General features: G+C 73.7%; 8 protein-coding genes. 3 read left to right on the top strand and 5 right to left on the bottom strand.

Annotated features, from left to right (window positions below):
• Window positions 1-525: 525 nt before the first annotated feature.
• The 3 genes from ABZ321_RS30955 to ABZ321_RS30945 form a co-directional block, all read right to left on the bottom strand.
• On the bottom strand, window positions 526-1,449 hold the full coding sequence (locus ABZ321_RS30955) for a hypothetical protein (RefSeq protein WP_354897812.1): 924 nt from the start codon (window positions 1,447-1,449) through the stop codon (window positions 526-528).
• Window positions 1,450-1,920: 471 nt separating this feature from the next.
• Window positions 1,921-5,379, bottom strand: a complete 3,459-nt coding sequence (locus ABZ321_RS30950; protein ID WP_354897809.1) for an ABC transporter ATP-binding protein — start codon at window positions 5,377-5,379, stop codon at window positions 1,921-1,923.
• 69 nt (window positions 5,380-5,448) lie between these two features.
• Window positions 5,449-8,583: a BTAD domain-containing putative transcriptional regulator gene (locus tag ABZ321_RS30945; protein ID WP_354897807.1), complete on the bottom strand. Its 3,135-nt coding sequence runs from the start codon at window positions 8,581-8,583 to the stop codon at window positions 5,449-5,451.
• Between the two features lie 236 nt (window positions 8,584-8,819).
• On the opposite strand from ABZ321_RS30945, the gene ABZ321_RS30940 reads away from it, so the two are divergent.
• The 3 genes from ABZ321_RS30940 to ABZ321_RS30930 all read left to right on the top strand — a co-directional run bounded on the left by ABZ321_RS30940 (window position 8,820) and on the right by ABZ321_RS30930 (window position 13,409).
• On the top strand, window positions 8,820-10,637 hold the full coding sequence (locus ABZ321_RS30940) for a discoidin domain-containing protein (protein WP_354897805.1): 1,818 nt from the start codon (window positions 8,820-8,822) through the stop codon (window positions 10,635-10,637).
• Window positions 10,638-10,837: 200 nt separating this feature from the next.
• Complete coding sequence (locus tag ABZ321_RS30935; protein ID WP_354897802.1) at window positions 10,838-11,791, top strand: hypothetical protein; 954 nt, start codon at window positions 10,838-10,840, stop codon at window positions 11,789-11,791.
• 73 nt (window positions 11,792-11,864) lie between these two features.
• Window positions 11,865-13,409: an NAD(P)-binding domain-containing protein gene (locus ABZ321_RS30930; RefSeq protein WP_354897799.1), complete on the top strand. Its 1,545-nt coding sequence runs from the start codon at window positions 11,865-11,867 to the stop codon at window positions 13,407-13,409.
• On the opposite strand, the gene ABZ321_RS30925 is transcribed toward ABZ321_RS30930, so the two are convergent.
• Window positions 13,393-13,992: a nitroreductase family protein gene (locus ABZ321_RS30925; protein WP_344504443.1), complete on the bottom strand. Its 600-nt coding sequence runs from the start codon at window positions 13,990-13,992 to the stop codon at window positions 13,393-13,395. The genes ABZ321_RS30930 and ABZ321_RS30925 overlap by 17 nt on opposite strands.
• Before the next feature lie 146 nt (window positions 13,993-14,138).
• Window positions 14,139-15,302 carry a glutamate--cysteine ligase gene (locus ABZ321_RS30920; RefSeq protein WP_354897797.1) on the bottom strand — a complete coding sequence of 388 codons (1,164 nt, stop codon included), beginning with the start codon at window positions 15,300-15,302 and terminating at the stop codon, window positions 14,139-14,141.
• Between the last annotated feature and the right edge of the window lie 4 nt (window positions 15,303-15,306).

Below are 15,306 nucleotides of genomic sequence, written 5' to 3'. Positions count from 1 at the left end.
CGGCCCGCATCCCGGCGCGGGAGACCACGGCAACGCCACCGGACACGGCGTCAGTCGCGTTCGTCGCCCGGCGACCCCGCCCGTGATCGAAGTCGCGCGGTGGTCGCCCGGACAGCCACAACCGTCCTTGGATCACGAGCGGCGAGAACCGGGAACGGAAGACTCCCCGAGGCGCGGGCACCGGCCCGCATCCCGGCGCGGGAGACCACGGCAACGCCACCGGACACGGCGTCAGTCGCGTTCGTCGCCCGGCGACCCCGCCCGTGATCGAAGTCGTGCGGTGGTCGTCCGGACAGCCACAACGATCCTTGGATCACGAGCGGCGTGAGTCGGGAACGGAAACTCCCCGGGACGTGGATACCGGCCCGCATCTCGGTGCGGAAGACCACGGCAACGCCGCCGGACACGGCGTCAGTCGCGTTCGTCGCCCGGCGACCCCGCCTGTGATCCAAGTCGCGTGGTGGTCGTCCGGGCGGCCACGGCTGTCCTTGGATCACGAGCGGCGTGAGCCGGGGACGAAGGGGCTCAGCGGGGGACGGTGCGGATCAGGGGGCTGGGGTTGGCGGTGAGGCGGGCGAGGTAGCTGCGTTCGACCGAGGCGACGAACCACGCGGGGTCGCGGTGGATCTGTTGGGGCGAGAAGTGCAGGACCACGGCGCCCGCCTCGGCGAGCCGGGCATGGCGGTGGAGGTTGCGTTCCCAGTCCTCTGGGGACAGGTGGTATGAGCGGGAGTCGACCTCCAGAGCGAGGCCGACGTCGGGGATCCATCCGTCCGGTGAGGGCAGCGCCATGCCGTCGAGGGTCTTCAGCACGGGGTTCCACAGCATGGCCGGCAGCACCGTGGACCTGGCGAGGAGTGCCCGGGCTTCGCCCTCGGCGATTGACCTGACGCCGGCGAGCACCTCGGCCACGGCTCGGCGCAGGACGGCGGTGCCGGCCTTGGGTGCGGCCGCCAGCTCCCGGGTCAGGTCCTCGACGGTGCAGTGGGCGGACTGTACCGCCTCGGCGACCATCGCCCGCACCCGGCCCGGGTCGGTGCACAACCTGGACGCCTCGACCACGCAGCGCTCAGGGGAGGTGACCCGCAGCGGTCCGTAGCGTCGGCTGAAGAGATCCGGGCGGGTCGTACGGTGGACGCGGACGAAACCGGTCGACGGGACCCGGCGGTTGCAGGGGACGACGATCCGGACACAGCGCTCGCGGGGTGCGGTGTGGAAGCCGTGCACGACGAGCGCCGCGGCGCCGGTCAGGCAGGCGGCGGGGCCGCCGTAGAGCAGGGCGGCGATCGCCTGCTGGTGAGGGCTGAGCTCGCCGCTGAACGTCGCGTAGACCCCCGGCAGCGGGGCGGTCCAACGACCGGTGTGCAGGCGCCAGCGCAGCTGCGACCTGGTCACGCCGGCGGCGGTGAGCTGTGAACGGGCGATGAGGCCGTGCTGAGTGTCCCCCATGAGGCCCGACGGTGCCGCAACGCCGCGCGGAGCGGCAAGGGTCTGGCCAGGGCTGTGGATACGCGGGAGAACGACCACGAACGTCCACCCATGATCCAAGGACAATCGTGGCTGCCGGAACGACCACCGCGCGACTTCGATCACGGACGGCGCCGCCGAACGACAACACGACCGACGCCATGTCAGGTCGCAACGCCGCGGGCCTCCCGCACCGAGCCGCGGACCTGCACCCACGCCCCGGGAACCCTCTCCGCCCCCGGGCCCACGCCGCCCGTGATCCAAGGACAGTCGTGGCCGTCCGGACGGCCACCAGACGACTTCGATCACCGGTCACGACGCCAGCGGGTGGGGCGGGGGTCGGCCAGCGGATGCGGCGTAAGCCGCTCGGCCTGCCCCGCGTCTCGGCGCGAGCAGTGCGTCGCGGAGCGGCGTATTGGGGCCGCGGGTGGGAATCCCCGCCGCAGCACAGGCTCAGCCGGCTAGGTGGCCCCAGTGGGGTTCCAGGTCGTGCCAGGTGCCCTGGGCGGCGGCGGTGCCGTCGAGGAGGACGACGACGCGGTCGGCCTGGGTGAGGGCGGCGCGCTTGGAGGTGGAGCCGATCACCGTGACGCCGTGGGCGCGCAGAGCGCGCCAGAGGGCGAGCTCCGTCGTGACGTCGAGGGCGGAGGAGACGTCGTCGGCGATGAGGAGCTCGGTGCGGGGAGCCAGGGCGCGGGCGAGGGCGAGGCGCTGGAGCTGACCGCCGGACAGGCGGGTGCCCTTGTGGCCGATGAGCAGGCCCAGGCCGGCGCCGGCGGCGGCGAGGTCGTGGGTGAGCTGGGCGGTGGAGACGGCGTCGTCGGGGTCGACCTCGTGGCCGAGGCTGATGTTGTCGGCGACGGTGCCGGACAGCACGCGCGGGAGCTGGGCGACGTAGCCGATCTGGTTGGGGCGCAGGAACATCTCGGGTTCGGTGACGGGCTCACCGTTCCAGCGCAGGGCGCCGGTGTGGTGGACGATGCCGGCCAGGGCGCGCAGGAGCGAGGACTTGCCGGAGCCGACGGGGCCGACGACGAGGACCAGCTCGCCGCGGGAGACGGTGAGGTCGAGGTCGCGCACGGCGACGGTGCCGTCCTCGTGGACGGCGGTGAAGCCGTCGAGGTCGAGGCGGCGCAGCGGGCGGCGCGGCGGCGCGACCGGGGCGGGCGCGGTGCCCAGCGACAGGTCGACGCCGGGGACCTGCGCCGCGTACTCCCCCTCGCCGGTCATCGCGACGGTGCGGCGGGTCCAGACGCGGGCGGAGGGCAGCTGCGAGACCAGCGACGCGGTCGTCCACGCGAACCAGCGGGCCGAGCCCAGGGTGGACACGGCGACGAGGGTGGCGCCCGGCGTGAGGTGGCCGGTGAGCAGCAGCGCCCAGGCCCCGATCGGCAGCAGGCCGCTGGCGATGGCGGGGGTGGAGCGGGCCCAGACCTGCATCGAGATCTCCCAGCGCTGCCGGGCGCTGCGGATCTCGTCGAGCTTGGCGAGGTGGTCCAGGACGGGGCTGGTGGCGCCGGCGAGCTTCACCGTGCGGGCGGCGGACAGCGACGAGACGAGCGCGGTGGCGAACGCGGCGCGCGCCGCCACCGTGAAGGTCGCCGAGCGTTTCAGCACGGGGCCGAAGAGGGTGGCGGTGAGGCCCGAGACGACGATCGTGGCGGCCATGAACGCGGCCGGCACCAGGGAGCCCGAGACGAGGGTCATCGAGACCAGGACGAAGGCGCAGATCCACTGGTCGATGAGGTTGTCGGCGAGCACGACGACGCGTTCGGTGTCGCCGCCCTGCGCGACGACCTCGGCGGGCGTGTGGCTGCTGACCCGGCGCGGGCCGGTCTGGCCGTGCACGAGCCGCAGGCTGATGCGCAGCAGCTGCCTGACCCACCACTCGGGGAACCACTTGCCGGTGTAGTACGGCAGCGGCAACGGCAGCAGGAGGCCGGCGACGATCCCGACGGCCGGCCACAGCAGGTCGCCGGTGCCGTCGACGAGGTCGGCCCACAGCCACGGCAGCACCGAGCCGTCGAGGCCGAGGAACACCATGAGGGAGAACATGGCGACGGAGACCAGGCCGAACCGGGCGTCGTTGGTGGCGAGCTTGTAGATGTTCCACAGCGTGCGGGCGCGCGGCAGCTTCGGCAGCGGCGGCGGGTCCGTTTTGTCCGTGACGGCGGAGACCAGCGAACCTTCCAACGGCGGCGGCGCATCGAGCACCGCGACCGACGAGGAAGACGCGGGCACGGTGACACGGACCTCAGAAGAAGCCAGCAGCGAGGCGAACCGGGTCGAGGACGACATGGGGCCGGCCTCCACGACGGCGCCGTCGGCGAGGACCACGACCTCGTCGCAACGGCGTACGGAGGACAGCCGGTGCGCGACGATGATGCCGATGCGCCCGACGAGCAGCCGGTCGGTGGCCCGCTGGACCTGCGCCTCGGTGACCGGGTCGAGCCGCGCGGTGGCCTCGTCGAGGATGACGACCTGCGGGTCGCGCACGACGATGCGGGCGAACGCGACGAGCTGCTCCTGCCCGGCGGACAGCGCGTGGCCGCCCTCACCGAGCTTCGTGTCGATCCCGTCCGGCAGCTCGGCGACCCACGACGTGAGACCGAGCTCCTCCAGCGCGGAGGCGGCCCGGGGAAGCAGCGCGGGGTCGAAGAGGGCGATGTTCTCCGCGAGGGTGCCGGCGAGGATCTCGGTGCGCTGCGGCACGACGGCGATCCAGCGGCGCAGCGCCTCGATGTCGAGGTCGAGCAGGTCAGTGCCGCCGAGGAAGACGGTGCCGCGGGGCAGTTCGACGGCGCGGGTCAGCACCTTCGCCAGGGTCGACTTGCCCGATCCGGTCCGGCCGATGAGGGCATACGAACGCCCCCGCGCGAACGTGAGGCTGACGTCGCGCAGCGCGGCCCGCGCCGTGGAGTCCGCCCCGTACCGGAAGGTCAGGTCCCGCACGACGAGGTCGCCGGGCGCGGGCGCGGCACCCCCGAGCGGCTCCTGCCGCGAGTCGCGCAGCAGGAGCACCCGGCCCCAGGCGCCCAGCGCGTACTGCAGCTCCGGCACCATCCGGCTGGTGTGCTCGACGGTCGCGCCGAAGCCGAGGGCGAGCAGCCACACGGCGGTGAGGCGAGCGCCGTCGATGTGGCCGGAGGTCATTGCCCACAGCCCGGCGACGACGATGACCGCGATGCCGGCCCGGACGGTCCCGGCGGCGACGGCCGTGACCGCGCCGGAGCGAGTCCAGACCTGGCGGCCGCGCTCGAGCACGACGCTGGCGCGCCGGGCGTACAGGCGCAGGACATAGGGACGGGCGAGGCTGGTGCGCACGTCGTCCTGGCCGTGGATGGACTCCTCCATCAAGGCGGCGAGGTCGGACCAGGCCTCCTCCTCGCCCATGCGGGCGGTGCCGATCTTCGACGTCGGCTTGCGCAGCACGGCGGTGAGGCCGGCGACGAGCACGATCATGCCGACGCCGGCGGGCCACCAGACGTACATGGTGGTGCCGATCGACAGCACGCCGAACGCGATCGACTGGGCGATCCGCACGCCGCTGCCGCGCAGCTCGGAGCCGACCTGGTAGACGTCGCCGTCGATGCGGTCGAGCAGCTCGCCGACCGGCGTGGTCTCCAGGGTCGGCAGGTCCTGGCCGAACGCGACCCGGCACAGCCTCCGGCGCACGTCGGCGGACCAGTCGGCGGTGACCCTGGCCATGATGAGCCCGACGAGGAGGTCGGTGGCCACGGCGGCGAAGAGCGCCACCGCGAGGACCACGAACATGGTCCATGATCGATGGATCAGGACCGATCCGGCGACGCCGGCGGCGAGGGCCTGACCGGCGGCGCCGAGGACGACCAGGAACACCACGAAACCGGTGCGGCGCGGCGACGTGGCCCACAGGTCACGGAGCAGGCGCATGGTGGATCCCCCCGGATCGTGTTGGCGGCCTCTCAGCCTGCGCCGCGACGCGGGGCATTTTCAAACCATTTACAGGAGATCAACCGCCGCCTCAATCGACAGGGCGTGACCTCTGGCGACCGCCGCGGCACGCTCCGCGACCGGCAGGGCGGCCTCGGCGTCCGTCGTGAGCGTGGCGACGTGCGGGCGGGTGCGGTCGGGGCCGCCGCGGGTCTTCCGGGCCGCCGTGAGCAGCGTCACGGCCGTGGCCGGGTCACCGCCGAGCAGCAGGACCTCCGCCGCGTCCTCGAGCACGGCTCCGGCGACGGGCCCGTCGAACGCATCGCGGGCGTGTTCAAGAGCCACCGCGGCCATGGTACGGGCGGCCGCCGTCGCACCTTCCCGGGCGCGCACCACCGCCAGTCCACCGTGGACGGCCGCGAGCAACTGCGGCGAGGCGCGGTCGGCGCCGAGCACCTCGGCCGCACGGTCGAACCGCTGCCGGGCGTCGGCGAGCCGGCCGGCCCGCAGCGCCCGGTCGGCGTGCACGTACTCGACGTAGGCGATCCCGTCGGGCAACCCGACCTTGAGCGCCGTGTGCCGCGCCCGGTCCAGCATCGCCTCCGCCTCGTCCGCGCGGCCGAGCAGCTCGTACAGCTGGGCGAGCCGCACCTCGGCGGGCGGCCGGTCCTCGGTGGCGCCGAGCACGTCGAACAGGCGCAGCCCCTCCTCGATGTGCCCGGCGGCGGTCGCGTAGTCGCCGCGCCGGGCGTGGATCTCGCCGAGGGACTGCAGCGACGCCGCCATCCCCCACCGTTCCCCGATCGCCCGGAACCCGGCGAGCGCGCGGTCGAAGCGCTCGACCGCGGCGTCGTACGGGATGCCGACGTTCATCTCCGCGTGGCACAGCAGCAGCTGCCCGAGGCTCGACAGCCACGGGTCGGGGTCGTCGAGGAGCGCGCCGATGCGGTCGAGGGTGGCCTCGCTCGACCCCTGACGGAACAGCATCGCGACGGCCTGGAACAGCCGGAACATCGGGTGGTCGCCCTGATGGGCGAACGCCTCGTCGAACCACTCGTTCACCTGCGAGGCCTCGCCGACGCCGTCGAACCCGTTGACGGCGGCGACCCCGCACGCCATCGCGCGCGCCCCGGGGTCGCACGGCCCGTCGAGCGCGAGGGCGGCGACGGCCAGGGCGCCGCCCTCGACCCGGTGCCCGCGCATCCACCAGTACCAGCTGAGGACCAGCACGAACCGGACGGCGAGGTCGGCGTCCCCGTCGGCGATCGCGCGGCGCAGCGCGCCGTGCAGGTTGTCGTGCTCGGCGGACAGCACGGCGAGGGACTCCAGCTGCCCGGCGGTGCGCAGCGTCGGCTCGAGCCGGTCGGCGAGCGCCAGGAACCAGGTCGCGTGCCGGTGCCGCAGCCGCGCGGTCTCGCCCTGCTCGTCGAGGCGCTGCAGGCCGTAGGCACGGATGGTCTCCAGCATCCCGTACCGCCCGCCGGCCTCCACCAGCAGCGACTTGTCGACCAGCGCGGCGACCAGCTCGACCGGGTCGCCGAGCGCGCCGTCCGGGTCGCAGACGGCCGCGGCCGCCTCCAGGGTCGCCCCGCCGGGGAAGACGGCGAGCCGGCGCAGCATCGCCCGCTCGGGCTCGGTGAGCAGGTCCCAGCTCCAGTCGACGACGGCCCGCAGCGTCTGGTGGCGCGGCAGCGCGGTGCGGCTCCCCCGGGTCAGCAGCCGGAACCGGTCGTCGAGCCGGTCCGCGACCTGCGCCGCGGTCATCGACCGGCAGCGCGCCGCCGCCAGCTCGATCGCCAGGGGCATCCCGTCCAGGGCCCGGCAGATCCGGAGGGCGGATCCGTCCAGCCGGAAGCCCGGCCGTACCGCGGCAGCCCGGTCCGACAGCAGCCGCACCGCCGCCGAGTCCAGCGCGTCCGCGGGCAGCGGCCCGACCGGCAGCAGCACCTCCCCGGTGATGCCGAGCGGCTCCCTGCTGGTGGCGAGCACGCGCAGGTCCGGGCAGTCGCCGAGGAGCCAGTCCGCGAGCGCCGCGGCGGCCTCGACGACGTGCTCACAGTTGTCGAGGATGAGGAGGATCCGCCGGTACGACAGAGCCTCCGCGATCCTCGGCAGTGCCACCGTCGCCCGCCGGACGGGCCCGGCCGCCGCCGACGGGTCCCGCATGCCCAGCCCGGTCCACACCGCCTGCACGACGTCCGCGGGGTCCGTGACGTTGGCCAGCTCGACGATCCACACCCCGTCCCGCGGCGCGGCGGCCCGCCCGGCCTCGGTCGCCAGCCGCGTCTTGCCCGCTCCCCCGGGCCCGACCAGCGTCACCAGCCGCGCCGTGGCGAGCGTGCCCCGCAGCGCCCGCAGCTCCTCCGCCCGCCCGACGAAGCTGGTCAGCGGCGCCCGCAGGTTCCCCACCCCGTTCGCCGCGGACTCCTCCGGCGCGGCCTCCCCCGGCATCTGCGGCGGCTCCGCCGCGTGGTGGCCGGGTGGGGCGCTGCGGAGGATCGTCAGGTAGGTGGAGGTCAGCGCCGGGGACGGGTCGGCGCCCAGCTCCTCGGCGAGGGTCTCGCGGCAGCGGGTGTAGGCGCGCAGCGCGTCGGCGGTGCGGCCCTCGGCGTGCAGGGCGCGCATCAGCAGGTCGACGAGGCGCTCCCGGAGCGGGTGGGCGGCGACGGCGGCCTCCAGGTCGGACACGACGCGGCGGCCGAGGGACAGCTCGGCGGCGGTCCGGTCCTCCGTCGCGGCCAGGCGCAGCTCGTCGAGCGTGGCCCGCCGGGCGAGCACGAGCGGCGCCTCCCCCGCGTCCTCGAGCGCCGGGCCCCGCCACAGCGCCTCCGCGTCGCGGAACACGCGCACCGCGGCGGCCGGGTCCTCAGCCAGCAGCGTCCTGGCGCGCTCGACCAGGTCGGCGAACAGGAGGTGGTCGACCTCGCGGGGGTCGACGTCGAGCTGGTAGCCGGAAGGGCGGGCGAGCAGCATCCCGTCAGGCAGGATCCGGCGCAGCCGGGACACGAGGGACTGCAGGGCGTTGGTGGCGTCGCCCGGCGGGGTGCCGCCCCAGATGCCGTCGGCGAGGCGGGCGCCGGTGACCGGCCGCCCGGCGTCCAGCGCGAGCAGCGTGACCAGCACCCGCAGCCGCGCACCGCCGATCTCGACGGGCGCGCCGGACGTGGCCCGCACCTCGAGCGGCCCCAGCACCCCGATCCGCACGTCCCCGATTGTGCCCCGCCGCGCGCAGAACGAGGGTTTCCACCCGGCGCCGCGCGTTGTACGGTGCCGGGAGAGCGCTCTCTCAGCTTCACCGCATCGACCGTTGCCAATCACACGGTCCGCGTCCACCCGCCCGGACGTCCCGGCACCGCCCGCCGACCCGCCATCGGCCGCATCGTCGCGCCCATCGGCAGGACTCCGCCGCTCGTGGACACCCCCGCCTGAGGAGATTCCGCATGAACGACCCGCACGAAGTGCACACACCACCGCACGCGCCCGCCCCGAAGCGCCGCTTCCGCGGGTGGGTCGCCGCCGGCACCGCCGCCGCCACAGTCGCCGCCACAGTCGCCCTGGTGGCGATCACCGCCGTCGCGAACGCCGCGACCACCGCCGGCACGGCGCAGGCCGCGGCGGCCGCCGTGCCCGCGCCACCGGCAGGCTTCACGCTGACCTGGAGCGACGACTTCGGCGCCGCCGCCGGCACCGGCGTCAACACCGCCAACTGGAAGTACGACACCGGGCCGGGCAGCAGCTTCGGCACCGGCGAGATCGAGACGATGACCAACAGCACCGCCAACGTGTTCCACGACGGCAACGGTCACCTGGCGCTGCGGGCGCTGCACTCGGGTACCGATCCGCGGGCCGGCTGGACGTCGGGCCGGATCGAGACGCAGGCCGCGACGTTCGGCGCCGAGCCCGGCGGCGTCGTGCGGATGGAGTCCTCGCTCCAGCAGCCGGACGTGACGACCGCGAACGGCGCCGGCTACTGGCCCGCGTTCTGGATGCTCGGCTCCACGCTGCGGACCGGGACCAGCTGGCCGACCAGCGGCGAGATCGACATCATGGAGGACATCAACGGGCGCAGCTCGACGTTCGGCACGCTGCACTGCGGGGTCAACCCGGGCGGGCCGTGCAACGAGTCGACCGGGCTCGGCAGCGGCGAGCGGCCGTGCGCCGGCTGCCAGACCGGCTACCACACGTACGCGGTGGAGATCGACCGGTCGAAGTCGCCGGAGGAGATCCGCTGGTACCTGGACGGCGCGCTGTACTTCACCCTGCCGGCGACCCGGGTCGACGCCACCACCTGGGCCAACGCGGTGCACCACCCGTTCTTCATCATCTACGACCTGGCGATCGGCGGCGGCTTCCCCGACGCGTTCGGCGGCGGGCCCAACGCCGCCACGGTCTCCGGCGGGCAGCTGAACATCGACTGGGTCGCCGTGTACAACAAGGGCCCCGGCAGCCAGCCGACCGGCAACGTTGCGCTGGGCAAGCCGACCACGGCGTCCTCGAACGAGGGCGGGGCGGGCTGCCCGGCCTGCGCCACCGACGGCAACCTGAACACCCGCTGGTCGAGCGCGTTCAGCGACCCACAGTGGCTGCAGGTGGACCTGGGCCAGACGTACAACATCACCAACGTCGCGCTCAACTGGGAGGCGGCGTACGGCAAGGCGTACAGGATCCAGACCTCCAACGACCAGCTGACGTGGGTCGACATCGCCGCGACGACGACGGGCGACGGCGGCACCGACGTCTGGAACGTGAACGGCTCCGGCCGGTACGTGCGCATGTACGGCACACAGCGCGGCACCGCGTACGGCTACTCACTGTGGGAGCTGTCGGTCAACGGCACGCCGGGCAGCAACACCAGCGGGACCCTGGTCTCGCAGGGCAGGCCGACAACCGCCTCGTCGACGGAGAACGCCGGCACCGCCGCGGCGAACGCCACCGACGGCAGCGGCAGCACCCGCTGGTCGAGCGCGTTCAGCGACCCGCAGTGGCTGCAGGTCGACCTGGGCGCCGTCATGAACGTCAACAAGGTCGTGCTGAACTGGGAGGCCGCCTACGCGAAGGCGTTCCAGGTGCAGACATCCACCGACGGCACCACCTGGACGACGATCTACTCCACGACGACGGGCACTGGCGGCGTGCAGACGCTCAACGCGAGCGGGTCGGGCCGCTATGTCCGCGTCCTCGGCACCCAGCGCGCGACGACCTACGGCTACTCGTTGTTCGAGTTCCAGGTGTACGCCATGACCTGCTGCACCCCGTAACAACACCCCGCGCGTGTCGGCCGGCCGGTCACCGGAATCCGGCCGGCCGCACGTCGCGGGCGGCGCAGTATCACGGGATGTGCCCGACCCGTGGCACGGCAACCGGATCGAACCGGTCCGGGACCGTGCCCGCCACCTGCCCGCAACGGCCGGCCGTGACGCTTGCCCCTCACGCACAACGGCGGGCACGGAGGTCGGGCATGGCACGGAAGTTGTGGGCGGTGGCCGCGGCGCTGACGGTCGGGCTGACCCTCGCCCCGACCGCGGCGTCCGCCGCCACGAACAAGCCCACCGCGACGAAACCCGCCGCGACGAAACCGGCCGCCGCGAAACCGGCCGCGACGAAGCCGGCCGCCGCAACGCCGGCCACGCCGGCCACGAGGACCACGACCGATTCGAAGGCGAAGACCATGGCCAGCTCCCGGGCGATGTGGTTGTGGTCGCAGGCCGATCCGGCGGCCGTCGTGCCGTGGGCCACCGGCCAGCGCATCACGGAGATCTTCGTGGCGGTGCCGTGGCAGCCGACCGCCGCGCAGCTCGCCCGGCTGAAGGACCTGCGGACCCGCACGCGCGCCGCCGGCATCCGACTCTCCGCCCTCGGCGGCGACCCGTCCTGGGCCCTCGACCCCGCGTCGGCCGTCGCCTGGCGCGAGCGGGCCACGGCGACCGGCCTCTTCGACGGGATCCACCTGGACGTCGAGCCGTACCTGCTGCCCGGCTGGACCACCGACCAGCCGCGGATCGTCGCCGGCTACCTGGCGATGCTCGACGCGGTCCGCACCGCCGGCCCCGAGCCGCTCGACGCGGACGTGCCCTTCTGGCTCGCGACCGTGCCCGCGGGCAAGGGCAACCTCGCCGACGCCGTCATCGCGAGGGTGCACGCGATCACGGTCATGTCGTACCGCGACAGCGCGGCGGGCGTCGTCGGTGTCGGCACGGACCTGCTCGCCCGCGGGCAGAGCGCCGGCCGCCCGGTGCGCCTCGCCGCGGAGACCCAGCCCCTGGCCGACTGCGCCTACTGCACGTTCGCCCCGGGCACCAGGTCCGCCCTGTCCACCGCACTATCCACAGTGGACACAGAGGTGGCGCGGTACACCTCCTTCAACGGCATCGCGATCCATGACTACGACAGCTGGTCCCGCATGGCCGCGTGAGCCTTGACACGTGTCGCCCTCCGCCGCCAAGGTCGGTGCAACGCATCGCCGTCGATCTGCGGAAGGGCTACGGATGGCCAGCAGCGAGCACAGGTACGTCATCGTCGGGGCGGGACCCGCCGGAGTTCAACTGAGCTACTACCTGCAGCAGCACGGTGCCGACTACCTGACACTCGAGAGCGGAGACGCACCGGGCGGGTTCTTCACGAAGTTCCCCCGGCACCGGCGGCTCATCTCGCTGAACAAGGTGCACACCGACAGCACCGACCCGGAGATCCGGCTGCGGTGGGACTGGAACTCCCTGCTCAACGACGACCCGGAGCTGCTGTTCCCGAAGTTCAGCGAGGAGTACCTGCCGGCGGCCGACGACCTGGTCGGCTACCTCGCGGAGTTCCAGCGGGTGCACCGGCTCAACATCCGGTTCGGCACGACGGTCGAGCGGATCACCAAGACGGGTGACGGGTTCGCGGTGCGCACGGCGCAGGGTGACGTGCGCGCGGCGTGCGTGATCGTCGCGGCCGGCTGGGGAGCGCCGTTCGTGCCCGCCATCAAGGGCATCGAGCACGCCGTCGGGTACGAGGACATGGACATCGACCCGAAGGCATACGACAACCAGCGGGTGCTGATCATCGGCAAGGGCAACTCGGCGTTCGAGACCGCGTCGGCGATCCTCGGGCACGCGTCGATGGTGCACCTCGCCAGCCGGCAGCCACTGCGGCTCGCGTGGAACACCAAGCATCCCGGGGACGTCCGCGGGCAGTACGGCGCGATCCTCGACAGCTACCAGTTCAAGACGCTGCACTCGGTGCTGGACTGCACGATCGACGAGATCCGTCCCGTCGACGGGCGCTTCCAGGTGTCGATCACGTACACGCACGCCGAGGGCGAGACCGCCGTCCTCGACTACCACACGGTGCTGCGCTGCACCGGCTTCCAGATGGACACCGGCATCTTCGACGAGACCACGAGCCCGCAGATGATCCGCGACGGGCGGATGCCCGGGCTGCGCCCCGACTGGCAGTCCAGCAACGTCAACGGCCTGTACTTCGCCGGCACCATCGCGCAGGCGCGGGACGTGAAGCACGCGTCGTCGCCGTTCATCGACGGCTTCCGGTACAACCTGCGGACCTTCACCCGGATCCTGCGGGAGCGCTACGAGGGCGTGCCGCTGCTCCGCACGGCGACGCCGGCCGACCCCGGGTCGCTGGCGGAGCTGATGCTCGACCGGGTCAACTGGAGCTCGGCGCTGTGGACCCAGTTCGAGTACCTGTGCGACGTCTTCGTCCGCGACGAGGACACCGGCGACTTCCACCACTACGAGGACCTGCCCGAGGACTACGCCGTGGACCGGTTCGCGGACGCCCGGCACTGGTACACGCTCGCGCTGCGCTGGGGGCGGGACGACTACGGCGACGTCTTCGCCATCGAGCGCCACCCCACCCCCGACCGGGCCAGGGAGAGCGCCTTCATCCACCCGGTGATCCGCCGGTACCGCGGCACGGAGCTGGTCGCCGAGCAGCACCTGCTGGAGGACCTCCTCGCGGAGTGGCGGCGCCCCGACCGGCACGTCGAGCCGCTCGTGGATTTCCTGGCCAAGGACTTCACCAGCGGACCATGACCTCCTCGAGGGGTTTGCGGGTCAGGTCCGGGACGCGGGCGTCCGGCGCGGGGTAGCCGACGGGCATCACCACGTACGGGCGCTCCTCCGGCGGGCGCTCGCACACCTCGTTGAGGAACCGCATCGGGCTGGGCGTGTGCGTCAGGGTGACCAGGCCGGCGTGGTGCAGCGCGGTGATCAGCAGGCCGACCGCGATGCCGACGGACTCCTTGACGTAGTACGGCTTCGGGCTGTGCGGTCCCCGGTGCACCTCGAACACGACGATGACGGCGGGTGCGGTCTCCAGGAACGGCTTGTGCCAGTCGGTGCCGAGCGCGGAGAGCGCACCCAGCCACTCCTGAGGGGCGCGACGCTCGTAGAACTCGCGCTCCTCCGCCTCCGCCGCCTCGCGCAGCCGGCGCTTGCGGGCCGGGTCCGTCAGCACGACGAACCGCCACGGCTGCACGTTCGCGCCGCTGGGCGCGGTCGAGGCGGCGCGGATCGCGGCCTCGATCACCCCGTCCGGCACCGGGTCGGCGGCGAAGTCCCGCACGGAACGGCGCTGCGCCATCCGCTCCGCGAACACCTCCGCCGCACGGACCATGTCCGCCGGTGGCCTGCGGTCGTGCCGGATCGGGACGGTGGCGAGCAGTTCTGTGTCGGTCACCTGTGGCCTCCCTGCGAGGGTCGGCCGGTCGCCCAGGCGGCGCCCGGCCCCTCCAGCGTCGCGGAGGCCGGTGCGGTTCGTCGCTATGCGGACGTGCTCTCTTCGACTGTCATCGATGCCAGGGGTACGCCGGGGGCGGTGTGGGCGGCGAGGTCGTCGACGACGTCGGTGAGCCGGTCGCGCCGCGCCGCGGCGGCGCGCTGGCGGGTGGCGCCGTCGCCGCCGGTGGCGAGCCGCGCCAGCCAGTCCTCGACCCGCGCGCGGTCGCCCGCCTCGTCCAGCGCCGGCCGGGCGAGCGCAACGAGGCGCTCGGCCAGCGCCGCCGCAGGCAGCAGCCGCCCGGTGGCGACGTCGACCCCGTGGCCGCCCATCCCGTCGCGGGCGGCCCGCCAGTACGACAGCCGCATCAGCTCAGCGAGCGGCCTCGGCCCCTCGTCGCCCTTGTCCACGGCGTCGCCGGCGACGACGACGAGCGCCCGCACCAGCGCCGCGAGCGCCGCGGACTCGTCGGCGGTGACGGGCACGTCGGCCACCCGGACCTCCAGGGTGGGGTGGTTCGCCGACAGCCGCAGGTCCCAGAAGATCGTGCCCCGGTCGACCAGCGCGCCCGCGTCGAGCAGCATGTCCACGTGGTCGTCGTACTGGCGCGCGGAGGTCAGGAACGGCGGCGGGCCGGCCACGGGCCAGCGCCCCCACGTCACGCTGCGCCAGCTCGCGTAGCCGGTGTCCCGCTCGGCCCAGTACGGCGAGTTGGCCGTGAGCGCGATCAGCACCGGCAGGTGCGGGCGCAGGTGGTTGCCGATCAGCACGGCGCGGTCCCGGTCGGGCTCCTCCACGTGGACGTGGACGGCGCAGATCGCGAGCTCGTCGTGCAGCCCGCGGAAGGTGGCGTTGCCGCGGTCCTGCCGGGGACCCTCGGTGATGGGCGGCGGCACGGCCCGGCCGAGCACGGGCGAGCCGCTCGCGATCACCCGCAGGCCCGCTCGCACGGCCGCGGCCTGCACGGCGGCGCGCCCGCCGGCGAGCTGCGCGGCGAGGTCATCGACGCTACGGCACGGGTCGGTGCGGGTCTCGACCTGCAGCTTGGTGATCTCACCGCCGACCCTGGCGCCGAGGGCGGGGCGGGCCGCGTCGACGACCGTCGCGGCCTCCGGGACCACCTCACCCCTGGACGCGTCGACGACGAGGAACTCCTCCTCGACGCCGACCAGAGGGACTGACGATGCCGGGCGCTGCGCCGAGGTCATGCCG

Origin of the sequence: Dactylosporangium sp. NPDC006015, from assembly GCF_040614215.1 — a bacterium.
Taxonomy (GTDB): Bacteria; Actinomycetota; Actinomycetes; order Mycobacteriales; family Micromonosporaceae; genus Dactylosporangium; species Dactylosporangium maewongense.
Note: the sequence above shows the minus strand (reverse complement) of the source record. Positions and strands in the feature narration are given on the sequence as shown.

Bases quoted from the DNA above. Each gene is read 5' to 3' on its own strand.
- ABZ321_RS30955 (WP_354897812.1), bottom strand. From the start codon at position 1,449: ATGGGGGACACTCAGCACGGCCTCATCGCCCGTTCACAGCTCACCGCC.
- ABZ321_RS30950 (WP_354897809.1), bottom strand. From the start codon at position 5,379: ATGCGCCTGCTCCGTGACCTGTGGGCCACGTCGCCGCGCCGCACCGGT.
- ABZ321_RS30940 (WP_354897805.1), top strand. From the start codon at position 8,820: ATGAACGACCCGCACGAAGTGCACACACCACCGCACGCGCCCGCCCCG.
- ABZ321_RS30935 (WP_354897802.1), top strand. From the start codon at position 10,838: ATGGCACGGAAGTTGTGGGCGGTGGCCGCGGCGCTGACGGTCGGGCTG.
- ABZ321_RS30930 (WP_354897799.1), top strand. From the start codon at position 11,865: ATGGCCAGCAGCGAGCACAGGTACGTCATCGTCGGGGCGGGACCCGCC.
- ABZ321_RS30925 (WP_344504443.1), bottom strand. From the start codon at position 13,992: ATGGTCCGTGCGGCGGAGGTGTTCGCGGAGCGGATGGCGCAGCGCCGT.
- ABZ321_RS30920 (WP_354897797.1), bottom strand. From the start codon at position 15,302: ATGACCTCGGCGCAGCGCCCGGCATCGTCAGTCCCTCTGGTCGGCGTC.